The organism is Cryobacterium sp. Hb1 (assembly GCF_004403585.1).
In the GTDB taxonomy this organism is placed as follows: domain Bacteria; phylum Actinomycetota; class Actinomycetes; order Actinomycetales; family Microbacteriaceae; genus Cryobacterium; species Cryobacterium lyxosi.
In genome coordinates this window covers 16,034-38,825 of the sequence record NZ_SOHI01000036.1, presented here as the reverse complement: position 1 = coordinate 38,825, position 22,792 = coordinate 16,034, and the positions used below count along the sequence as shown (strand labels likewise).

General features: G+C 62.1%; 22 protein-coding genes, 1 pseudogene and 2 riboswitches. Of the genes and pseudogenes, 15 read left to right on the top strand and 8 right to left on the bottom strand.

All coding sequences use genetic code 11. The features are described from left to right. Positions 1-20: 20 nt before the first annotated feature. Together E3T38_RS15060 and E3T38_RS15055 are read right to left on the bottom strand one after the other, a co-directional pair. A complete protein-coding gene (locus E3T38_RS15060; RefSeq protein WP_166805541.1) occupies positions 21-674 on the bottom strand; it encodes a DedA family protein in 654 nt (217 codons plus the stop codon). Between the two features lie 143 nt (positions 675-817). Further along, complete coding sequence (locus E3T38_RS15055; RefSeq protein ID WP_198417365.1) at positions 818-1,375, bottom strand: phosphatase PAP2 family protein; 558 nt, start codon at positions 1,373-1,375, stop codon at positions 818-820. A 340-nt stretch (positions 1,376-1,715) separates the two neighbouring features. Between E3T38_RS15055 and E3T38_RS15050 the strand changes: the two genes are divergently transcribed. Continuing rightward, positions 1,716-3,143 carry an amidase gene (locus tag E3T38_RS15050; RefSeq protein WP_134548936.1) on the top strand — a complete coding sequence of 476 codons (1,428 nt, stop codon included), beginning with the start codon at positions 1,716-1,718 and terminating at the stop codon, positions 3,141-3,143. A gap of 16 nt (positions 3,144-3,159) precedes the next feature. Here the strand turns inward: E3T38_RS15050 and E3T38_RS15045 are convergent, their stop codons facing one another. Then, on the bottom strand, positions 3,160-4,119 hold the full coding sequence (locus E3T38_RS15045) for an Lrp/AsnC family transcriptional regulator (RefSeq protein WP_134548935.1): 960 nt from the start codon (positions 4,117-4,119) through the stop codon (positions 3,160-3,162). 105 nt (positions 4,120-4,224) lie between these two features. On the opposite strand from E3T38_RS15045, the gene E3T38_RS15040 reads away from it, so the two are divergent. The 8 genes from E3T38_RS15040 (at position 4,225) to E3T38_RS15005 (ending at position 11,951) form a co-directional block, all read left to right on the top strand. After that, positions 4,225-4,980: a DUF5058 family protein gene (locus tag E3T38_RS15040; RefSeq protein WP_134548934.1), complete on the top strand. Its 756-nt coding sequence runs from the start codon at positions 4,225-4,227 to the stop codon at positions 4,978-4,980. 23 nt (positions 4,981-5,003) lie between these two features. Next, positions 5,004-5,729, top strand: coding sequence for a hypothetical protein (locus E3T38_RS15035; protein WP_104195595.1), 726 nt, complete (start codon positions 5,004-5,006; stop codon positions 5,727-5,729). Continuing rightward, positions 5,726-6,964 (top strand): amidohydrolase, encoded by a 1,239-nt coding sequence (locus E3T38_RS15030; protein WP_134548933.1) that lies wholly within the window; start codon positions 5,726-5,728, stop codon positions 6,962-6,964. The genes E3T38_RS15035 and E3T38_RS15030 overlap by 4 nt, the downstream gene beginning before the upstream one ends. Beyond that, positions 6,961-8,217, top strand: coding sequence for a Zn-dependent hydrolase (locus tag E3T38_RS15025; protein ID WP_134548932.1), 1,257 nt, complete (start codon positions 6,961-6,963; stop codon positions 8,215-8,217). The genes E3T38_RS15030 and E3T38_RS15025 overlap by 4 nt, the downstream gene beginning before the upstream one ends. Before the next feature lie 215 nt (positions 8,218-8,432). Beyond that, the gene (locus tag E3T38_RS15020) at positions 8,433-9,011 is read left to right on the top strand and encodes a carbonic anhydrase (protein WP_134548931.1); all 579 of its coding nucleotides are present in this window, start codon (positions 8,433-8,435) and stop codon (positions 9,009-9,011) included. A gap of 140 nt (positions 9,012-9,151) precedes the next feature. Next, a riboswitch (TPP riboswitch) is annotated at positions 9,152-9,261 on the top strand. A gap of 39 nt (positions 9,262-9,300) precedes the next feature. Beyond that, positions 9,301-10,362: an ABC transporter substrate-binding protein gene (locus E3T38_RS15015; protein WP_134548930.1), complete on the top strand. Its 1,062-nt coding sequence runs from the start codon at positions 9,301-9,303 to the stop codon at positions 10,360-10,362. 31 nt (positions 10,363-10,393) lie between these two features. Next, positions 10,394-11,164: an ABC transporter permease gene (locus E3T38_RS15010; protein WP_134548957.1), complete on the top strand. Its 771-nt coding sequence runs from the start codon at positions 10,394-10,396 to the stop codon at positions 11,162-11,164. Then, on the top strand, positions 11,157-11,951 hold the full coding sequence (locus E3T38_RS15005) for an ABC transporter ATP-binding protein (RefSeq protein ID WP_134548929.1): 795 nt from the start codon (positions 11,157-11,159) through the stop codon (positions 11,949-11,951). Before E3T38_RS15010 ends, E3T38_RS15005 begins: the two co-directional genes overlap by 8 nt. Here the strand turns inward: E3T38_RS15005 and E3T38_RS15000 are convergent. The 4 genes from E3T38_RS15000 to E3T38_RS14985 form a co-directional block, all read right to left on the bottom strand. After that, positions 11,948-13,264: an LLM class flavin-dependent oxidoreductase gene (locus E3T38_RS15000; protein ID WP_134548928.1), complete on the bottom strand. Its 1,317-nt coding sequence runs from the start codon at positions 13,262-13,264 to the stop codon at positions 11,948-11,950. The two genes, E3T38_RS15005 and E3T38_RS15000, sit on opposite strands and share 4 nt — an antisense overlap. 13 nt (positions 13,265-13,277) lie before the next feature. Continuing rightward, complete coding sequence (locus E3T38_RS14995; RefSeq protein ID WP_134548927.1) at positions 13,278-14,042, bottom strand: 3-oxoacyl-ACP reductase; 765 nt, start codon at positions 14,040-14,042, stop codon at positions 13,278-13,280. A gap of 56 nt (positions 14,043-14,098) precedes the next feature. After that, positions 14,099-14,199, bottom strand: a riboswitch (TPP riboswitch). 382 nt (positions 14,200-14,581) lie between these two features. Continuing rightward, positions 14,582-14,773, bottom strand: a complete 192-nt coding sequence (locus E3T38_RS17220) for an RNA polymerase sigma factor (protein WP_255452747.1) — start codon at positions 14,771-14,773, stop codon at positions 14,582-14,584. A 108-nt stretch (positions 14,774-14,881) separates the two neighbouring features. Further along, complete coding sequence (locus tag E3T38_RS14985; protein WP_134548926.1) at positions 14,882-15,262, bottom strand: hypothetical protein; 381 nt, start codon at positions 15,260-15,262, stop codon at positions 14,882-14,884. Between the two features lie 452 nt (positions 15,263-15,714). Between E3T38_RS14985 and E3T38_RS16805 the strand changes: the two genes are divergently transcribed. From E3T38_RS16805 to E3T38_RS17215, 5 genes and pseudogenes are all read left to right on the top strand, one after another. Next, complete coding sequence (locus tag E3T38_RS16805; RefSeq protein ID WP_166805540.1) at positions 15,715-15,942, top strand: hypothetical protein; 228 nt, start codon at positions 15,715-15,717, stop codon at positions 15,940-15,942. A gap of 151 nt (positions 15,943-16,093) precedes the next feature. After that, entirely contained in the window at positions 16,094-17,701 is a 1,608-nt protein-coding gene (locus E3T38_RS14980; RefSeq protein WP_134548925.1) for a multicopper oxidase family protein, read from the top strand. Positions 17,702-18,063: 362 nt separating this feature from the next. Then, a complete protein-coding gene (locus E3T38_RS14975; RefSeq protein ID WP_134548924.1) occupies positions 18,064-18,330 on the top strand; it encodes a hypothetical protein in 267 nt (88 codons plus the stop codon). 164 nt (positions 18,331-18,494) lie between these two features. Continuing rightward, positions 18,495-19,547, top strand: coding sequence for a TerC family protein (locus tag E3T38_RS14970; protein WP_134548923.1), 1,053 nt, complete (start codon positions 18,495-18,497; stop codon positions 19,545-19,547). Positions 19,548-20,409: 862 nt separating this feature from the next. After that, positions 20,410-20,481: pseudogene (locus E3T38_RS17215) on the top strand (ferredoxin); the annotation flags it as partial. Positions 20,482-20,563: 82 nt separating this feature from the next. Here E3T38_RS17215 and E3T38_RS14960 read toward each other — a convergent pair. Continuing rightward, positions 20,564-21,679, bottom strand: a complete 1,116-nt coding sequence (locus tag E3T38_RS14960) for an aromatic acid exporter family protein (RefSeq protein WP_134548922.1) — start codon at positions 21,677-21,679, stop codon at positions 20,564-20,566. Between E3T38_RS14960 and E3T38_RS17565 the strand changes: the two genes are divergently transcribed. Continuing rightward, on the top strand, positions 21,649-22,530 hold the full coding sequence (locus E3T38_RS17565; RefSeq protein WP_370449049.1) for a transposase: 882 nt from the start codon (positions 21,649-21,651) through the stop codon (positions 22,528-22,530). The genes E3T38_RS14960 and E3T38_RS17565 overlap by 31 nt on opposite strands. The last annotated feature ends 262 nt before the right edge of the window (positions 22,531-22,792 follow it).

Here is a 22,792-nt window from a genome sequence, read left to right as displayed (position 1 = left end):
TGCCCCGCGCACCACGGTGGTCACACGCGAGAATTCTGACGACGTGTGACGACTGTCCTGATGACAACGGGCACCACGGAGAGCACGACGATTCCGATCAGCACGAGATCGATGTAGCGTGCGGCAAAATCGGCGACGCCCGGAATATGAGCCAGCCCAAACCCCAGGAGCACGACCCCGGTCGTCCACAGCGCAGCACCGAGGATATTGAACATCGTGAACACCCGCCTGGGCATCTTGCCCACGCCGGCGGCGACGGGAGCAAAAGTACGAATGACCGGCACGAAGCGGGCGATCGTGACGGCCGCCGGCCCGAACCGCTCAAAGAATTCCTGCGTTCGCGTCACACTTTTGCGGCTGAACAGGCCGGAATCGCGGCGGTCGAAGATGCGCCGGCCCGTCGTGCGTCCGATGGTGTAGCCGAGCTGGTCGCCCAGCGCGGCCGACAGCGCAATCGCCGGGATGACGACCCAGAGCGGCTGGCTGATCACCCCGCTGAAGGTGAGCACGCCGGTGAAGAACAGCAGTGTGTCGCCGGGCAGGAAGAACCCAACGAGTAGGCCGGTCTCCACGAACACGATCGCGCAGACCACGACGAGGCCCCAGACGCCGGCGCTGGCGATCACCGACTGCGGATCCAGCAATCCGGAGGTGGGCAGTGCGGTAACGGTCATGGTGTTCATGCTGCAAGGACTTTCTTTGAATCATCTGAAGACAGGCCGAGCATCCGCTGTCGCACGCGGTGATTAGACCGTGGCCGTCAGACGTGCATCCGTGGTGCGGGCGCGGCGGGTCAGCGCGATCACCAGAACGAGGATCACGGCCAGAAAGAGCACGCTGGTTCCCGTTGTCCCCAGCCCCAGCCCCCGTCGGTGACGGGCTGGGAAAGAAGGTCGCCGGTGGATGCGCCCAGCGGACGGGTCAGGATGTCGGCGATCCAGAAGGCGAGCACAGCGTTGAGGTGGAAGACGAAGTACGCCACGGCAGCGATCGAGTACACGATCGACACGGCCACATCAGACGGATAGTGCACCCCCATATGCACTCGGGATGCTGCCGTGGCGAGCACCACGATTGCAGCCGCTCCCATTACAAACGGATGCCGCCGGTGACCGGCCGTGACGATGACGATGCCAACCAGGAAGCAGGCGGCCAAGCTGGTGTGACCGCTCGGATAGCTGAGTTCGCCCGGTTCGAGCAGCAAGATGTGCGGGAGTGACGGGATATCAGGCCGTGCCCGGTGCACGAGCAGCTTGATCGCGTCGGCGCCCAAGGTAGGAATCAGCACCATGAGCAGGAAGTGGATCGCCGCGCCGGGTCGCCGGGTCGCGACCAGCACCGACAGGGCTGCCAGCAGAACAAGAACCGCCCCCACGGCTGGCCTGAATAGCCAGTCAAGACCGAGGGCCACCGCGTCGAGTGGCGCGGTGTGGTCGGAGATTCGTGCTCATCCTCTAGAGTCACCCCTGGCGTCACAGGACCTTCTAAGAATCGTCCCTGCCGGACTTTTTCCGTCTGAGCGCCTCGACAAGATACAGCAGCGGGTGTTCCACACCTGACCCGGCCGACCCCTTGATGACGAAATCGGTCAAAAACGTGGCTATCTCCGTCTAATCGGCCGTATTCACGGACTTCCGTTCACTATTCCGGCTGCCGACCACGAGACTTCTACGCACCCGGGATATCCGGTCTACCGGCCAGGCAGGGGATAAACCGTGAACGACCAGATCACCGAGCTGTCAGCATCCGCGCTTGCTCGGGCCATTCGCCGACGCGAGATCTCGGCCAACGAAGCCCTTGACGCGCACCTCGTCCAGATCGACCGGGTCAACCCTCGCATCAACGCCATCATCACCCAGGACCGTGAGGCGGCCCGTCACCTCGCGGTGGCCGCCGACGCCCGCACCCTGAGCGGCGATGATCTGCCTCCACTGCACGGCGTTCCAATGACGCATAAGGACACTCATTCCACCGCCGGCCTGCGCACGACCTTCGGGTCACCGCTGTTCGCCGATCACGTTCCCGACCACGACGATCTGATTATCGAACGGTTCAAGGCCGCTGGCGTCGTCACCACCGGAAAGTCCAACGTGCCGGAGTTCGCAGCCGGGTCACACACGTTCAACGAGGTTTTCGGAACGACCACCAACCCGTACGACCCCTCGCTCAGCGCGGGCGGCAGTAGCGGAGGGGCCGCCGCCGCTCTGGCCGCGCGCATCCAGACCATTAGCGACGGCAGCGACATGGGCGGCTCGCTACGCATTCCCGCCTCCTTCTGCAATGTGGTGGGATTCCGGCCGTCGCTCGGTGTGATCCCCCTGCAGCCGAGCCTCAACGCCTGGAGCTGGCTCTCTCGCAGCGGTCCGCTGGCCCGGGAGGTTACCGACATTGCCCTGGCCATGTCGGTGCTTGCCGGGCCAGACGCCGACACACCGTACCCCAACCCGGTGCCGGCACGCCGGTTTCTGGAGCCGCTGCAGCGCGATCTCACCGGGCTCGTCATCGGCTGGTCCGACGATTTCGGTCTGGGCATTCCGGTGCAGAAAGAGGTTCTGCGCGTGCTGCACCAGCAGCTGCAGGTGTTCGAAGACCTCGGCGCGACGGTGGAGCAGGCCGCCCCTGACCTGCGTGACGCCGACGAGGTGTTCAGCACAGTGCGCGCGTTCGACTTTGCCCTGTCCTATGGCGATCTCGTGGCCCGGCATAGCGACAAAATCAAACCCGAGGTGCGCTGGAATGTCGAGCGCGGCCTTGCTCTGAACGGAGCCGACGTCGTCTCGGCCGCGCTGGCCCGCACCCGGTTGGCGCAGAAGACCCGCGTCTTCTTCGCCCGCTACGACGTCTTCGCGAGTCCGGCTGCCCAGCTGCTTCCCTTCGATGCCGCCCTGCGGTATCCGACCGCGATCGACGGCGTGCCGTTTGACAACTACCTCGAGTGGATGCGCTCCGCCTGCATCGTTTCTGCGACCGGGCTTCCCGCGCTTTGCGTGCCAGCGGGCTTCAGCGAGTCCGGTCTGCCGGTCGGATTGCAGCTGGTCATGGACCACGGGCAGGACGTCGAGCTGCTGCGGGTGGGCTACTGCTTCGAACAGGCCACGCGGTATGCGTGGCAGGCTCCCGATCTGCGGAACACCGGTAGCTGAGATGCGTCGGAGGCGTTCAGATACGCGCGGGCTGCAGCACTCGTCCGCCACGTTTGAAAGCCTCGAGCAGCAGACTGACATCAATCGATTTGGTGTGAGCAACCCAGGGCGCGGACGTCACGCAGGCATAGAGAGCGGCTTGGTCTTTCGCGGTGACATTCGCGACGATCTGGTAGTCGCCGGCGACCGCGGCTGCGTACCTCACCAGCGGCGAGGCCGCGAGGTCTCGGCCGACCGCCTCGACGTTCTTCGGGTCGCTGCGGATCCACAAAAACGCTTCGACCGGAAGCCCGACACTCGCCGGTTCAACGACCGCCCGAATGTAAACATGGTTGTTCTGCAGCAGCCATTCCGTGCGGCGGCGGGCCGTGGCGTTGGACACACCAGTCAGGCGGGCCAACCGTTCGCAGGACACCCGACCGTCTTGGCAAAGCGCCTCCACGATCTCGTTGTCGACCCGGCTCAGCCGCTGCGGCTCCTGCAGACTCCACGTGTCCGTCGTTACACCGGCCCGCAAAGCATCCGCTTCGACCTCCGTCAGCAAGTCAGGCTGCCAGCCGCGGATGGTGCGGAAGTAGTGCATCACGGGGTAGCTGACTGCGCGCACCAAGCCGACCGTCCCGGGGATCTCGTCCGTGAGCAGCGCCGGCATCAGATCGGCCTCGGTCAGCACTTCGGCGACACAATCCACGCCGCCGGTCATCGTGTACGAGAAGGTCGAATCCCGACGCTGCGCCAGTGCGTTCGCAGTCGCGCGAGTGGTGCCCGGCGCGGTCTGCACGCGGATGATCACCGATGTGGATTGTGGGCGGAGTCCGGCAACCTGCACCAGTCGGGCTTCGATCAGTTCACAGCCTCGGCGGGCGACAGTGCGTTCCGGTTCGCCGAGCACGTCGGCGATTTGGCTCCAAGATCTGCGCCCGTCGAACTGCAGCGCGGCCGCGATCCGCCGCTCCAGGGGATCCAGTAGCCGCACAATCCACCTCTGCTCGTACGCCGTTCCTTGACAATACAAGGAGTTCCTTAGCGCCGAACCTATCATCACGCACCGCCCCACCCGCATTCCAGCTCTGGAGCACTTATGATCACGTCTCTGCCCGGTGACCCTGGCTCAACCGACATCCTCGCCATCGCCAACCTGCCAATCCTGTGGCTTTTAGCTGTCGGCGTGTTCGCCGCCATCATCCTGCAAACGGTCGTGTACGTACGTGCGGCCCGGATCGCCGCGCCGGCGGCCGGCATCAGCTCGGCCGAGCTGAAAACCTCTTTCCGCGCCGGCGCCGTGGCCGCCATTGGCCCCTCCCTGGCGGTAGTGCTCGTCAGCGTGGCCCTGCTCAGCCTGTTCGGAACCCCGGCTGTGCTGGTGCGCGTCGGTCTGGTCGGGTCGGCTGCCACCGAGACTGCCTCGGCCAGTATTGCCGCCACCACCATGGGAGCAGCCCTTGGCGACGCGAGTTACACCCAGAGCGTGTTCGCCGTCGCATTTATGGCGATGAGTCTCTCCGGCGCCATGTGGATGATCGCAACACTGGTGCTGACCCCGCTGCTCAGACGCGGCGACTCTCGGCTGCGCAGCGTGAACCCCGCCCTGATGGCCATCATTCCCGCTGCGGCTCTCCTCGGAGCGTTCGCGAGCCTCGGTATCGGAGAGCTCCGCAAAACTCCCGTGCACATCCTGACCGTTCTCACCTCGGCCGCGGTGATGGGGATGTGCCTGTTCCTGGCGCACCGTTTCAACGTGGCTTGGCTGCGCGAATGGGGTCTTGGTTTTTCCATCGTGATCGGGCTCTTCGTCGCATACACCCTGCACACCACCGGCCTCATGCCGGGCGCCTGACTCCAACCTCAAGAAAGGCCAGCATGTCCTCCACAACAGTGATCTCCACGCCGTCCGCCGTTTTGGCGACCTTCGACCGCACGACGAGCCGCTGGGGTCGGCTCACCATGATCGCCGCATTGGTCATGTCGCTCGCCGCGCCGCTCTACCTGGTGCTGTTCGCCGACCTTGGCATCACGCAGACACAGGTCTGGATCGCTTTTCTGGCCGTTGCCGCGGTGTTCTCGGTGCTGTGGGTGGTCGAACCGATCACCTACTACCCGATCCTTGGCCCGGCGGCGATGTACCAGGCGTTCATGATCGGTAACATCGCCAACAAGCTGCTTCCCTCTGCTCTGGTCGCCCAGGCGGCCATCGGCGCTAAGGCCGGCACCAAGCGCGGCGAATTCTCAGCCCTGATGGCCATCTGCGGCGCGGCAATGGTGCACGTGTTCTTCATGCTGGTGTTCGTCGGCCTACTGGGTTCCTGGCTTGTCAATATCGTGCCAGCCGACGTCACCGACGTTGCGCGCCTGTACATCTTTCCCAGCATCATCGGCGGGGTCATCGTGCAGCTCGTAGTGTCCTTGAAACAACCTCGCGTCACGCTTATCGCCATCGGCACAGCCGGGTTCGTCTTCTTCGTGCTCGTGCCCGCTATCCCCACCATCGCAAACCTCGCCACCGGAATCACCGTCGTCACCACCGCCGTGCTGGCCTGGTTCCTGCGCAGCAAACCCCGTTCCGACTCCACGAAAGAGATCTCATGACCGTGACCGTAATTCCGACTGATGACACCACGACCCGCACAATGCAGGAGCTGTACCGGCACCTGCACGCGCATCCGGAACTGTCCATGCAGGAGACCGAGACCTGTGCGTTCCTCACCCGGCGCCTTGACGACCTCGGACTCGAGACCTTCCGCTGCGGCGGAACCGGCGTCGTCGGTATCCTGCGCAACGGCGCCGGTCCCACGGTCGCCTACCGCGCCGACACCGACGGCCTGCCGATCCAGGAAGAGACCGGACTCGACTACGCGAGCACCGCCCGCGGCACCCTGGCCGACGGCACCGACGTGCCTATGATGCACGGGTGTGGCCACGACACTCACATGACAGTCGCGCTGACACTGGCCGAGCACCTCGTTACCCACCCGTCCGCTTGGGCAGGCACCGTCGTGTTCATCTTCCAGCCCGGGGAAGAGACCGGGGCGGGAGCGGTAGCCATGCTCGCCGACGGACTGTGGGACCGCGCCCCCCGCCCCGAGATCGTCTATGGCCAGCACGTATGGCCCGGCCTTGCCGGCACCGTCGACATCAGCAGCGGTGTGGCGATGGCCATGGCCGATTCCTGGAAGGTGACCGTGCATGGCCGCCAGGCCCATGGCTCCCAGCCCGATCAGTCGATCGACCCGATCGTGCTCGGTGCTCACATGATCGTGCGTCTGCAGACCATCGTGTCGCGCGAGGTGCACCCGATGAAGGCCGCCGTGGTCACGGTCGGCACCTTCCACGGCGGACTCAAGGAAAACATCATCCCCGCCACTGCCGAGTTCACCGTCAACGTGCGCACCTTTGACGTCGAGGTGCGCACCCGCGTACTGCACTCGCTGCGCCGCATCATCGCGGCCGAAGCACAGGCATCCGGAGCCCCCGAACCTGTGATCGAGGTGCTCTCCACATTTCCCCGCTGCTACAACGACCCGGCGGCGACCCAACAGCTGATCGCTGAGCTCGGCGGCGCCCTCGGAACGAACTGCGTCATCGAGGTGCCGCCGGTGATGGGCAGTGAGGACTTCGGACTGCTCGCCGAGGCCATCGGCGTGCCCTCGGTGTATTGGATGTTCGGCGGCTATTCCCAGCAGACCATCGCCGCAACCGATTCCGTCGCCGGCAACCACTCCCCGCAGTTCGCCCCCGACTCCGAGCCGGCCTTGGCGGCCGGGCTCACCGCCGCCCTCACCGCAGTCCTGTCGCGGGTCGGCACGCCGGGCGGCGCCGCATGAACACCGCAGCAGCCCGACTCTCGGTCAACGGACCCCGGCTGGTCGCTGACCTCGAGGCCATCGGCAGCATCGGCCGCGGGCCGGGCGGTGGCCTGGATCGCACGTCCTTCTCGGCTGCGGACGGCGAGGCCCGCGCCTGGTTGCTGGGGCGCTGCGCCGAGGCCGGTCTCAGCGCGGAAGCAGACGGCATCGGCAACATCGTCGTATCGCCCGACTATGACGACCACACTGCCGGCCGGCCCGCCGTGTGGTCCGGGTCGCACATCGACACCGTGCCCAACGGGGGCGCATTCGATGGGGCGCTCGGCGTGCTCGCCGCGCTGGAATGCCTGCGCCGCATCCAAGAGGAACGCCCAGCTCTGGACCGACCAGTGCGGGCGGTCATGTTCACCGACGAGGAGGGCAACTATGCCCACCTGTTCGGGTCGAGCGCACTCGCGCGAGGATTTTCCCGCACCGAGCTGGAGTCGCTCACCGGTCGGGACGGCGACCGGTTCGCCGACACATTCGCAGCCGCCGGCGGAGACCTCGACGCGGCCACGGCGACCAAGTTAGACCCCGCCGCGCTGCACGCCACGGTGGAGCTGCACATCGAGCAGGGACCGATGCTCGAGCAGCTCGGGCACGACATCGGCGTGGTCACCGGCATCGTGGCGCTCGGCGGCGGCGTGGTGTCGTTCCGGGGCCGGGCCGACCATGCCGGGACCACCCCGATGGACCGGCGCCGCGACGCCCTCACTGCCGCCGGCGCGCTGCTCGTGGCGTTGCCCGCAGTGGCTTCAAGCGTCAGCGAGCGCGCCGTCGTCACCTCGGGCATCGTGACGGTCGAGCCGGGGAGCGCCAACGTGATCCCCGGGCTGGCCCGGGTCACGGTGGATTTCCGGGAAGCGGAGGCGGATCTGGTGGACACGTTGCAGACAACCATCGTGGATGCGGCCCGGGAGATCGCCCTGCGCTACGGGGTGGCAGTGGAGTTCGATTTTGAGGTCACGATCCCGCCGGTCCAGCTCGACGCCAACATCCAGGCAACCATCGCCACCGCGGCCGTCGCGCGCGGGTTGTTGTACAGCTCGCTGCCGTCCGGGGCCGGCCATGACTCGCAAAACATGGCGCAGCTGGCGCCGACGGGCATGATCTTCGTGCCGAGCATCGATGGCCGCAGCCACTGCCCCGAGGAGAACACTGCCTGGATCGACGTGGAGAACGGCGCGAACGTGCTGCTCGATACCCTGCTGTGCCTCGCCCGCGATTGACGGTCCCGCTTTGCTCGTATCGGATAGCGGAACCCTTGTGACAGCGTCCTCCTGCCTGGCTCGCGCGGTCGAGTAGATCTATCGTCCACGAAGGCCGAGAGCAGGGTGTGAGTGGAATATTTCGAAACATCCGTTTTGCTCGTAGGTTCGCTAAGTACGATCGACAAAAGTCGGCCAGCCAGGCTCGTCTTTTTTCGACTCTGGAGGATGCATCCGTGACCGTGCTCGAGGAAATCAAAAAAGCTAATGACGCCTACGCTCGATCATTCGGTGAGAAGTCCACACTCGCATTGCCGCCAGCGCGCGGCTTCGCCATCCTCACCTGCATGGACGCCCGCCTCGACCCTGCCCAGTACGCGGGTTTGAGCGAGGGCGACGCACACGTGATCCGCAACGCCGGCGGGCGCGCCTCTGACGATGCCATACGCTCCCTCGTCATTTCATACAAGCTGCTCGGTACCAAAGAGTGGTTCGTCATTCACCACACCAACTGTGGAATGGAATTCTTCACCGACGACGTCATCCGGGGCCTCCTGGCCAACAGTTTGGAAACAGCAGCCTTGGGAGAGGGAGGGTTTTACGACGTCGGCACCGGCCCGGGCTCCGCCGAGGGGAAGTACATTGACTGGCTGACCATCTCAGACCAAGCGTCCAGCGTGCTGGAGGATGTCGAACGAATCAAAGCGCACCCGCTCGTACCGCGAAACATCCCGATCCATGGCTATATCTACGACGTCGCATCCGGGCGCCTGATCGAGGTACCGGCGGCCACGGCAGCAGGATCGGCACAGTAGCGGACATCACTGCGACTGATCGAAGTTCTGGTGATGACCTCGTCGGAGTCGTGGTGGTCATGTTCGAAGACTTGGTACGCACGCGTTAGGTGTGAACCGACACACGGTTCGTCCAGGCGTGGCTGTTTCTTGGTTACACTCATTTTGAACACGGGAGTCCGGTGAGCCGGGCTGAGAGGAAGATTATCAATCTTCGACCGTCGAACCTGATCTGGATCATGCCAGCGCAGGGAGGCAATTTTCTCACATCCCGTGCCCTGATATTTCTGCAATCAAGGAGGGCACGACAATGCAACTATCTCTATCCAAAAGTGCGCCGTCGCGGTGGGTGACGGTCGTCGCGCTGGCTCTTGCCGCGGCGACAGCTCTGAGCGGCTGCGCCTCAGATTCGGCGACAGGCACCGACTCGTCTACCGCGTTGACTCCGGTGGCCTTCGCCTTGGACTGGACACCGAATACCAATCACACCGGGCTGTATGTCGCTCTTGAGAAGGGCTACTTCACGCAAGCGGGGCTTGAGGTGAGGGTGCTTCCCTACAGCCAGTCATCCCCCGACGCACTCATCAACGCCGGTTCAGCTGACTTCGGTATCAGCTTCCAGCACGCGGCCACCTTCGCGGCGGCAGCGGGTGTGCGTAACATCTCGGTGATGTCGGTGCTGCAGCACGACGCTACGGCGATCGGGGTCCTGGCCAGCCGCGACGACATTCGCAGCCCCAAGGACCTCGACGGCAAGACCCTCGGCATGGCAGATCCCAGCGCAACTTTTCCCACCGAGGCTTCGGACGTGATCAAGAACGATGGTGGAACGGGCGAGTTCAAGAAAATCACGCTGGGCACCTCCGCCTATGAGGCCCTCTATGCCGGCAAAGTTGACTTCACCTCGGCATTCACCACCTGGGAGGGTATCGATGCCGCTCTTCGTGGCACCCCGATGAAGTTCTTCGCTCTGCAGGACTATGGCGTACCGGACCAATACTCGGTGATCGTCGAGGCAAACCGGGCCTGGACGGCCAAGCACCCCGCCGCCACTGCTCAGTTCGTTCAGGCCCTGCAACAGGGCTACCAGTACGCCGCCGATAATCCAGATGCCGCGGCGAAGATTTTGATCGAGGCCAATCCCGGCGCCTTCGAAAACACCGAACTCGTTTACCAAAGTCAGAAAGAACTGAGCGCTTCCTACCTCAAAGATGCCAACGGTCAAGTGGGCACTCAATCGGCAGACACCTGGCAGGAGCTGGCCGATTTCCTCTACGGTGCCGGCCTCTTGGCCGACGAAGACGGCAAACCGCTCACGGCATCGCTGGACACGTCGACATTGTTCACCGAGCGCTACCTCAGTGAAAAATAGCATCACCGTGAAGCCGGCTCCAGCGCCCCGCATGAGGCTACTCTCGGCGCTCGCGCCTCCTGCCGTGATCCTCGCCGCGCTCGTGATCACTTGGCAGGTGGCGGTAACGGCCGGCGGAGTGCAGCCAGCGATCTTACCCTCCCCGCAGCGCATTCTTCAGCAGGGCTGGGAGGCGCGCACCACGATCTGGGAGAATACGCTCCCTACCCTGCAAGAAACATTTCTCGGCTTCGCCGTCTCCCTGACCGTCGCTTGGACGCTGGCGATCCTGATCGATTTTTCGCCCGGGCTGCGGCGAGCGCTGGTACCACTGCTGGTGGCATCCCAAGCCATACCCATCATTGCGATCGCGCCGCTGATGGTCATCTGGTTCGGGTTCGGAATGCTGCCCAAAGTCATCGTCATCGCCCTGGTGACATTCTTTCCGGTCACGGTCGGACTGATTGACGGTTTCAACCGCACCGATCGGGACGCGATCAATCTGCTGCGCAGCATGGGGGCCAACCGGTGGAAGCAGTTCGTGTACGTGCGTCTTCCGTCGGCGCTTCCCTCGTTCTTCACAGCCCTCCGAATCGGAATCGCCTACGCCGTCACCGGTGCCATTTTTGCCGAGTATGTCGGCGCCGAGCGAGGCCTGGGCATTTATATGGCGATGATGAAGAACTCGTTTCGCACCGATCTTGTGTTGGCTGCCGTTGCAGTGACCGCGTTCGTGAGCGTGTGCCTGTTTCTGTTGACCTATGTCGCCGAACGGGCGATCATCCCTTGGCATTCGAAGGAACGTAGGAGCCGGCATGGTTGAGGCAACACCCCCGAAGATCGAACTGCGCGGAATATGCAAGTCGTTTCCGCTCGGCCACGGGCAGGTACGGTCGGTCCTCGACGACGTCGCCTTCTCGGCGCAGCCGGGTGAATTCGTTGCCGTGATCGGTCCGAGCGGATGCGGCAAGAGCACCATGTTCAACATCATGGCCGGCCTGGAGACGGCCAGTTCCGGCGAGATCCTAGTCGACGGGGATGTCGTCACCGGTCAACATGAACACTTTGCCTACATGCCGCAGAAGGATTTGTTGTTCCCATGGCGCAGCATTCTGGAGAACACCTCCCTCGGCCTCGAGGTTGCGGGGGAAACTAAGAAGATCGCCCGAGCACAAGCGGCCAGTCTTTTTGCGGCCTTCGGCCTGTCTGGTTTTGAAGATTCACATCCTTTCGAACTCTCCGGGGGCATGCGCCAGCGCGCGGCCTTGCTGCGCACCGTGGTGCAGGGCAGAGATGTCCTGCTGCTGGACGAACCCTTCGGGGCTCTGGACTCCCTCACCCGCACGGACATGCAGTCCTGGTTGCAGGGGGTGTGGTCCCAAAACGCCTGGACTGCGGTGCTGATCACCCACGACATCCGTGAGGCGATCTACCTCGCCGACCGGGTGGTCGTTCTCAGTGCGCGGCCGGCATCCGTGCGGCTGAACCTGACCATCGACCTGCCGCGGCCGCGCGCGCTGTCGATGACCACCTCAGTAGAGTTCGCCGAATACGAACGCACACTCCTGGCGACCCTGCACGAGGAAACCCGCTCGTCCAGAGCACCCTAAACGTCAGCGCCGACCGTGGGGCGTTGTAGCCCCAAGTGCCCACGCAAGGTATCGGCGGTATAGCGGGTGCGGAACAGGCCGCGCCTTTGCAACACTGGGATCACCCGGTCCACGAACTCGTCCAAGGATTCCGGCAGCAGCGGCGGCATGACATTGAAGCCGTCTGCGGCACCGGAATGAAACCACAACTCGATTTGGTCGGCGATCTGCTCCGGCGTTCCGACCATGGTGCAATGCCCACCGCCGGCGGCAAGCCGGCCCAGTAGCTGCCTGACCGTGGGCTGCTCAGCCTGAATAATTCGTAGGATGGTCGCATACCGGCCCTGCGGCCCGGTGAAGCCGGCCAGCGGCGGCAGCGGCGGCACCGGCGCATCCAAGTCCCAGGCACTGCAATCCTGTTGCACGAACGTTCCCAGCTGCGCGAGCGACTGCTCGGTCGGCAGGAGGGCGTCGACCTCCGCTTGCTGCGCCTGCGCCTTCGCCTGTGTGGACCCGACATAAGTGACGAGTCCGGGCATGATCAACACCGCATCCGGATCGCGGCCGGCTACGGTGATGCGCCTCTTCACATCTTGGTAATACTCCTGCCCGCTGGCGAGGTCATATGCCACCGCATAGATTCCTTCGGCATAACGGGCGGCCAGCGCCCGGCCAGGGTCGGAGGCGCCGGCCTGGAACAATACCGGTCGACCTTGCGGCGGGCGCGGCACCGTCAGCGGACCGTCCACCCGAAAGTGTTCGCCGGAGTGGCCGATTGCTCGCACCCGGGTCGGGTCAGCATAGAGACCTCCGCGGTCTAGGACCAGAGCATCGTCCTCCCACGAATCCCACAATTTCAGTGCCACCTCGATGAACTCCCCTGCTCGGCTGTAGCGCTGATCATGGGAGGGCAGCACGTCCATTCCATGGTTGCGGGCTTCGGCGTCAAACATGGAGGTGACCACGTTCCAGCCGATGCGCCCCTTACTGATGTGATCCAACGATGCAAGCATGCGCGCCGCGTGGAACGGCGTGTAAAAGGTCGCCGAGACGGTGCTGACCAGCCCGATGCGGCTCGTCGCCCGCGCCATCGCGGCCATCGCGGTCAACGGCTCAAGAAACCACCGCGGGCCGGTACTCACATCACCGACGGCGTGTCCGTCGGCGAAGAACACGGCATCAAAGAAACCACGTTCAGCGCTTTGAGCGAGCCGTTCATAGAAACTGATGTCTCCCAACTGGTCTGCGGGCGACTGTGGCCGCCGCCAAGCGGCACCGTGGTGGCCACAACCCATGAGGAATGCATTGAAGTGAAGCTGGCGCGGAGCTGACATGACCGACGCGCCCCTAGTTCATCACCAGGCCGCCGTCGACCACCAGGTTCTGCCCGGTGACCGACCGCGCCCAGGGGGAAGCAAAAAAAAGTACCGCATCGGCAAATTCGGCGGGGGTTGTCACCCTGCGTAGCGGGGTGGACGCGGCAATGAAGTCGAACACGTCCTCGGGGGTGGCTGCGCTGGCATCCGTGGTGCGCAACAGTCCGCCGGAGACCATGTTCACCGCGATGTTGTGCGGGCCAAGGTCTGAGGCAAGGGTGCGGGTCAATGAGAGCAGTGCGGCCTTGGAGGCCGTGTAGTCGTGGTACGGCACCACCGGGTTTTGGAACAGGTTCGTGCCGATGTTGATAATGCGGCCGAACCCGGCTTCGCGCATGCCGGCCAGCGCCTGCTGGGTCGTGTTCAGGGCACCGCGGACACTGCCAGAGAACTGCGCCTCGAACTCGTCCCAACTGATGTCGGCAGCGCCGGAGCGGGCATCGCCGTTGAAGCGGAAATCGGCCAACGCGTTATTGACCACCGTTGTAACAGGGGACCCGAAATGTGCCTGAGCCTGCGTGAATATTGCCGCGACCTGTTCTCGGTCGGTGACGTCGGCCCGCACAGCAAAAGCGTGTTCAGGACCATAGCTGGCAACCAGGGTCTCCGCCGCTGCGGCGCTGTTGCGATAGTTAATGACGACCCGGGCGCCCTGAGCCGCGAAAGCGTGCACGATGCTTGTACCCAAGCCGCGTGCACCGCCGGTGACCAGGACAATCTGTTCTGCTATTTGCATGATTTTCTTCACCTTAGGTAAGGCGAAAGGACGAGATCCGGCACCACTCTGGTACACGAAATTCTCCGTGACATCCCTTCGCTAGTTCGAACTAGATCAGGTTCAACGGGTGTCATCTCAGCCGACCGTCATCCAGTCGGCACCCCGTGTCGCTGCGACTGAGTATACGCAACCACCGGTACCGGCGAATTCGCGTCCCAGGCCTGAACTCATCAACTGCCGCGCTGGTCGACTTTGTCGTCGCAGGGCTCAGCGCCAACTCCGTTATTTACGGACGCGAATGAGCAGCGGGCGCTACACGCCACCATCGCCTCGGGCCGGCTCACCGATACCGTCAGTCTGCTTCAGCATCCGTCGGTGCACACGATCGACACGGGGGCTCCGGTGGCTGCGCCAGGCTAAGAACATTCTCTCTTGTGAGGTGTCTACTCACCGGGGCAAGGCCAAGGCGCTCACGGCCGCGCAAAGCACCTGACAGCCTGAACAGCCACCTAAACAGTAGGCAAGAGTGAGCAGCGCCCAGCACTCGAGGACCGTCTTTATGCGGGTTGCCCCCACGAATAAGCCGCGCCGACGCCGTGTCCTGACCACAGCAGGGTTCTCTCTAGATTCGGCAGTTTCGCCCATGCCGTGATGAATGTTTCTTGGACGACGTCGTCCACCTCGCTTTTAGCGCCCAGGATGCGCATCACGTACATGCGTATCAGCGGCCCGTGCCGCCGTACGAGCACCTCGAACGCTCGAACATCGCCGTCAACAGCACGGTCCACCAGAATCCAACCGGACGCATGAGAAGTCTCAGAATGGGGAAGGAATGCATCACCCTGACTATCCGGTAATCAGCTGGGGAAGTATCTGCCGCCCTGCGAGGTGACGGTCCAAGTAGCGGATAGCACGATGAATTTCGTTGAACCCGCCTGGTCGTTAAGTGCGGCGGCATGGCTCCATATGAAGATCCATGTTTTTGCCATGGCTTTGTCGGCCAGTGACGGGTTTGCACACTTATTCAGGCAGATTGCATAGGTGTCGGCGACGAAGGCGTCATACAAGGAGCCGAAGGCGAGTGCGTCACCCGCGGCCACCCGTTCGAGTAGCAGATGACCGCCGATACTGCTTTCCGGAGAACGCGGCTCCGTCTCGGCGTCGGTCACGATGCGGGCCGGAACGATCGAATAGTAACTGTAGACAAGGGACTCCCTAGACGTGGTGAGTGAATCCACTGACAAGGTCCAGGGCAGCGCTTAAAATCTATGTGATCTCAATGGGAGATGTCAAGACAATTGATAGACAAGAAATCGGTCACATAGCTGTCGAGATAACGTCAATGACCACTGCGACTAAGAAGCCACGGTTTCAGCATCCGCGGAACAGGATTAATTCACGTCGCTGTGGCTTGCGCGCTGATCTTTCGCACCACGCAGACCGTCTGACAAACTATGTAACAAATTCTGAATTCCTGGGCGATACGTTCGTAATGTTATGCAATCGTTGCATTGACCGCTTGAAACTGTTGGCAATACTGGTTCTCTTCTCGGTCGGCGGTAATAGCATCGTCGCCGGCTGGTGGCAGTAAGTTCGTTTCTTCTCGTGCTGCTCGGAGTCGCAGTGGTCATTGTTCTTTCCACCAGCAGGACGGAGCTCCGCACGCCGCGGGGAGTATCTATGGTCATTAATGACGGGGCGTGGCGTGCGCTATCGGCGTGAACTCATTGGTGAGTCACGGTTGGATGTCGGCCGAGCCTGCACCGGAGTTGCGTGGAAGGATTCCCCAGTAATCCACCGGGTGCGGGTGGTCGTCGGGGTGACGGGGCTGGAGCCTCAAGGCCTGTTGTCCCCGGCCAGGCAGACCGCCGCACAGGGCGAAACCATCCGGTCCACCCTGGTTATTGAAATTTCATGATGAAGCTATTTTTTTGGCACCAGAGAATAACCATAATGCCTGATTTTCTCCCGGCTCCAGACGTCACACTTCTGTAAGAAAAGATCCATATCCACCCGCTCCGATGCGTTATACCGTGCCTAATCCAACAGCATAAAAAAGGATTAGCAGCATGACTATTTCACGGCGACAAGTTTTGTTATTAGGTGGTGTAGGAGCGGTAGGAGTGGGTTTGTTGACACTCCCCCTGCGGAAGGCGGAAGCAGGAGCTGCGAGCGCTCTTGATCCAAGTGAATTACCCAGGCCCTTTCAAACACCTTTCGTTCAGGCGCCCATATTGCGACCGGATCGAACGGGTATTGATCCCGTCGATGGGGCGCCCGTGCAGTATTACACCGTCGCGGAGATGGCGGCCAGTGCCGCTATTCTCCCCCGATTAAAGACCCCGATTCTTGGGTATAACGGTATTTTCCCTGGTCCCACCATCAGCGTCGATCAAGGGACGAAGGCTGTGCTGCGGGTGCGTAATCAGTTACCCGCTAAGCACCCGATCCATGGTCATCCGCTGTTCACGTCCACGCACCTGCATGGATCGGCCTCGCTGCCGCAATATGACGGCTATGCAAACGACATTACGAATCCGGGGTTTCGCAAGGACTACTTGTACCCGAATTTTCAAGCGGCCCGCTCCGTGTGGTACCACGATCATGCGGTGCATAACACCGCGATCAACGTCTACTCGGGCCTGGCCGCGCAGTATCACATGCATGATCCGCTTGAACGAGCGCTCCTTCCCCAAGGAGAATTCGACGTGGCCCTGACCATTAATGACGCCATGTTCGCCGTCGACGGATCACTTGGTTATGACAGTAATGACCACTCCGGGCTCTGGGGCGATGTGATTATGGTCAACGGCAGGCCGTGGCCGGTCATGAAAGTCAAAAAGCGCGTTTACCGGTTCCGCGTCCTCAACGCCTGCCTTTCCCGGTCACTGCGTCCGACCCTCAGCACGGGCGATCCCGTGACAATGGTCGCCACCGACGGCGGTCTGATGCCGGTATCCCAGTCCGTGGCGAGCTGGCGCCACGCGCCAGCCGAGCGCTATGAAATCCTCATCGATTTTCGTAAATACACGCCAGGCCAACGGATCGTGTTGCGAAACCTGTCCAATAAAAACAATGTCGACTACGAATTCACGAACTCGATCATGGCTTTCGACGTCGTTCCGGACACGGTCGACACGAACGATCCCACCTGGAACACGATTCCCGTACAACTGGCCCCCTGCGAGGTCATGTCGCTCAAGTCTTCCGCAGCGACGGTTCAGCGCTCCTTCCGGGTCAACCGCAATAACGGTTTGTGGACCGTGAACGGCAGTACGTGGGAGCAAGTCGTTGCCAGTAACTTCCGTGAGGTGTTGGCGAATCCAGAACTGAACTCGGTTGAGGTTTGGGAATTTGCCAACAACGCCGGCGGCTGGTTTCACCCCATGCACCTACACCTGATTGATTTTCAAATTCTCAGCCGGAACGGTCGGGCTCCATTCGCACATGAGAAGGGTCCGAAAGACGTTGTCTACGTCGGCGAGAATGAAAACGTGAAGCTCCTGATGAAGTTCGGGCCACATCGTGGCCGGTACATGATTCACTGTCACAACACCGTGCATGAGGATCACGACATGATGGTTCAATATCGGGTTGGACCCGAGGACGCGGTTGATACCATCACGAACAATCCGATAACAGCGGCCCCAGCACAATGGGACACTGGACTCGCCTGACCGGGCTGGAAGTCGGGCAGAGGCGGAAGGTTGGCTACCGTTGTGCGAGCGCGGACTCTGCCACGCCCAAATCGCCCGTGACCAGCGCATCAGGGTCTGACGCCGAGGTTGCTCTCGGTCTGGGTCTTGCTGCGCTGGTCCTGCCCGCAATTGGCCTTGGACTTGGCGCGTTCGCGGCATTCGGCCGAAAGAGGACCCGTGCATGACTATTCCCCGCAGATACCGCCGGCGGGCCTCGCGTTTGCGGTAAATGACCCTGCTTCATGCGACACAGCCGACGCAGCGCCTGGGGAATCGGTCCAGTCGCGTTGGAGCACACACCGTGCAGCGCCCACTGGACCGATTCGGAGTCCCTAAGACCCGTGACAGGGAACAGGCTCAGCTGTGGACCTGACCCCGCAGCCCTGTTATGCCTAGCCCGATCGATCCTGATCGAGCAGCACGACGAACGGGAAGCCCGGAAACGCCGCTACTTCTCCACCGCCTCAATGCTCGATCTGGCCACCATGAATAACCCCACCGACACCCTCGACGACGGGTCATCTTCCCCGAACTCACCGCCGCATACGCTGAAACCTCTGACCCGCACGGTGTCGAGGAAGCCCACAAAGATTGTGGATCCGGCCTGAACCTATCGACTTTGCTGCTGAAGTCTGGTTTACTACCCCCAGGAGGGGAGTAATCCCCAGAAGCTTCGTCGTCAATTCGATCCCGTCATCGGGGTTCGGCGGAGTTGGCCGACCAGGCTGGACCAGACCTCCGAGTGAACTCATCTCGGAAGGCGGCATCTGCAATGACCGTTCCTCTATGGGCCTGGCTGACTGTTCTTGGTGTCATCATGGCCATGCTCGCCATCGACCTCATCGCCCATCGCACGGCGCACATCATCGGTGTGAAGGAAGCCGCGGGATGGTCGATCTTCTGGGTCGCGTCCGGCGTCACCTTCGGCGCAATCATTTGGTGGCTATTCGGCGCCGAATTCGGCCAGCAATACTTCGCTGGCTTCGTGATCGAGAAGTCACTCGCGGTCGACAACGTATTCATCTGGGCGATCATCTTCACCGCATTCGCCGTACCACCGCAGTTTCAACACCGCGTCTTGTTTCTCGGTGTGCTTGGAGCGCTGGTCTTTCGCGGGATCTTCATTGCAGCAGGCGCTGCCCTGATCGAGAACTTCAGCTGGGTGCTCTACATCTTCGGCGCGTTCCTGGTCTTCACGGGCATTCAGATGCTCCGTCACCGGAATCAAAACTTCGACCCCGAGAAGTCCCGCACCTACACCTGGTTCCGCGGGCACGTACCGATGACCGATGCCTTTTACGAACAGCGCCTCCTCATTAGGAAAGGCGGGATTCTTCTGGCGACCCCGTTGCTCGCAGTACTCGTGCTCGTCGAGGTCACCGACATCGTCTTCGCCGTCGACTCTATTCCCGCGATATTCGCCGTGACCTCCGAACCGTTCCTCGTCTTCACCGCCAACGCGTTCGCGATCCTCGGGCTCCGGGCGATGTACTTTCTCCTCGCCGACCTAATGCACCGCTTCGTCTATCTGAAGATCGGTCTTGCCGTACTCCTCGTCTGGGTCGGGGTGAAAATGCTGCTGCTCGAAGTCTTTTACATACCCACCACGGTATCGCTTCTCGTCATAGCCTCTATCTTGACCGTGTCGATCGTCGCCAGTCTTGTCGCTACCCGCGGTCAATCCCGGCGTTCGGTCGAGGTGACAAGCGCCGGACCGTTCCGAATGGCAACTGACGACGAACTGGCCCGCGTCGAGTCCGTGTGGCGCAAACCGCGCGTCAGAACCAGCAATGAAAGCGGCGCCGATCGTGACCGACGAAAGTAAGAGCCTATGTCACCAGTGGAATTTAATTCTTGCCGACGACGTCCCTGACACGAAGAGGAAGATGCACCCACACTCCGCCGATACTTTGCGCGGAAACGGGCAGGTCAGTATCGCGTTTTCGTGGCCGCGAATGGGGTTCACTACCGACGCAGCCATCGTGCTCCGGTGGGCCCTTCGCTGCCAAGCGGCGATCAACGAGCTGAACAGTCTCGCCGCGTCACGATCCCGCACGACGGGACGCGCTCACACCACGGCCGAACTCTTTTATCGGTGGTCACGGCATCGCGCTCACCGCGAAAAATGCATTGCTGCAGCCTTGGACAGGTTGTGGGCCGCTACGTCCTCTTGGACGCCATGCTCCCATTCCTTACCGGGGCTTGAAGACCGAATTCGCCCGATTGGAAGGTTCGATCTACGCCGCTCCGCCGTAATGCTTCGAGACGGATGTCCGGTAGCTGCGCAGGCAGTCGGCCTGGCCGAGGCCTGGGACTGCCCGACGCGCTTGGGTACGCCGCGGGTGAGCGCCCACGAACGTGCTCTCACCCCAATTCTGCTGACCAGCCTCGCAAAACGATCTTGGGTGCGTGTCACTGGGCCGGCCGAATGCCAAGACCATTCTGGCGTGGTCGACGGTGTCCGCAGGCATGATGACGGCTAAATCCTCGACAATGCTGGGGTCGCCGTTCGGGTTGATCAGCATTGCGCTTGGCCGCCACATCAGCGGATGACAGTCACGGCGACGATTCACGCCAGCTGCGCGGCATTGATCACGCTCTCGATCAAGTGCCCGCGGTGTTTGGGATGGCCGCCTGATCAGGTTCTGTCAGGAACTAATCCTGCAGTACACCGTGCGGGTAGCACTGTGACGTACGTCATCGTTCTGCCGTGCGTGGATGTCAAGGACAGGTCATGTCTTGATGAATGCCCGGTCGACAACACGGTCCCACCAACACCGGCAGGAACGAGAAGGTACCCGTGCACGGAACCTCAGCAGCGTGAACAAGCGATGGGATGGGCTAAACGACGGGCGAGGGAGACTCTTCAGAATCCCTCTCGGTCCCAGGGCGTAGCGCGACCAAAATGCGCTTCAGATCGATAACGATCGCGGCCGTGGGGCTGAGCGATGTCGTCCCGGCACCCAACTCTTGCATGCCGTGCAGAATCGCCTCGACTGCCACTACGGCAGCATCAAAGGGTGCGCTATCAGGCGGGCCGTCGTCCGTGGCACGCAAAGTTTCTGCGACCGCGTGCAGGGCATCGCTCAGAACCGGCCGCAGCTCGGGCGGCAGCTCAAGGGGAATAGGTTTACCCCAGATCATGCCCGCAAAAACCTCAGTCAGGTTGCGCACGTGAAAAGTGACGTTCTCCAGAGCCGCGAGGTCCTCATAGTCGGCAACAAGATTTCTGCGGTTGAACCGAGCGCGAGGGTTCCCCTTACGACTCTCGTCGGCGTACTGTACAGCCGACCTGACATCTCGGGCCGCGTCGGTAAGTGCGTTGCCTCTGGTCGCCCAGAGTTCACGCTCCGGAGGCCAACTCTCGACCAAGGCCACGGCGATATCGCTGAGGTGCGTGGCGAGGGTGCCCCGAAAACTAGTCAACCGCTCGACAGCCGTGCCGATAACAAGAGGCGGCAAAATTAGCAGGTTGACCAAAAGTCCCACTATTATTCCCAGACAGACTTGGGCAAGATACCCGGCCGAGTAATCATCGGCTTCCGGGCCGCCGATGATGAGAACGAAAAGAGCGGTCAGGGGTACTTGTTCCCCGCCGACACCAAGCCACCGCATTCCTCCGATAAGAGAGCCAAGGCCGATGACCAGCGAAATCGTCCACACGCTGGGCTCGCTCAGGAGGAGCACGGCCCCGGCGAGGGCGATTCCGACGGCCAGCCCAGCGAGGGTTTGTAAAGCGCTGCGGAGCGAACGCATAAGCGTTGGGTGCATGCTCAAAAGTGCGCCCAGCGGCGCGTAGTACCGCAATTCCTGAGCGTCCCCAGGGAGAAAAGGGGACAGCGACCAGGCAATCGCCACAGCAACAGCAATCTTGGTGACCTGGAGAAATCGCGAAGGTTGAAGACGACGAACCACCGCCAGCCGTGATGGGTTCCACGGAAAAATCGTTCTCAGCATCGTCTAAGTCTCTTCCGCGGCGACGGAGAGTTGAAATCCGCTCGCCCCGCAGGCTAAGCGCGAATGCTGGCGAGGCGCTGGGAAACATCCTTCAAGAAAGCCACTCCCCCAGTAGCCGGTACGGAGCTCGGAATTTTCGGAGGGGATATCCATTTCGATCACGCCGTGTCCGACAATGCGACGGCGATGTCGAATCGATACGGATCTTGCTCGCGGAACGCTCCTCAGCCACCAAGGCACGCACCGCGAGCATCAATCAGATCCACGGACTGTTGGTCAGCGCGCCCGAGGCAGTCCGACAGAATTTTCGTCGCTTTGACGGCGCCAAACTGGCGGTCACTCTCGCGCGCACACGTCCGGCGCCTGGAACCAATCCGGAGGTGATAGCTCGAGCATCCGCGAAACGGCTCGCGCAACGCCACCAGGCGCTGACGGCAGACATTGCCCATATCAACCAGCAACTCACTGTCCTCGCCGTTCGTCAGAACCCGGCCCTCATGGCCGCAAGCGGAGTCGGCCCATTCGTTGCCGCCCACCTGCTCGCCACCGCCGCTGACAATCGACATCACATTGCTCCCAAGGATCAATTCGCAGCCCTCTGCGGCGTCGCACCGATACCAGCATCCTCCGGAACATGGCAGCGCTTCCGTCTCTCTCGCGGTGGTGACCGGAAGGCCAGCGTAGCCGTGCACCGCATCGTGCTGCTTCGCAAACACCATAAAGAACCCCGTACGGCCTATATTGCCCGGCGGACTGCTGAAGGCCTCTCCGACCGCGACATCGTCCGCTGCCTCAAACGCCACGTCGCCAACGAAATATTCGCATTGCTGGAAGTCGCCTTCAGCGCATAGCTCGACGACAAAACTCAACAACCCAATCCGGAACAAAAAGTCTCTCGACATCAATAGGGGCATTCCCTCGGGGGCGTGACCGTGCTTGGGTTCTCTTGGTCGTTTCGCATGGCCGCTAACACATGATGACAGCGCCTCACCTCCACGCCATTTTGGATAAACACAGTGGTCAGAGACCGAGCAGGGGGGTACGTTCGATTCAACAGATCGAAAACCGCTATGGGCGTACGGCCCGTTGGCGCTGAATGAAATGGAGCAGCAC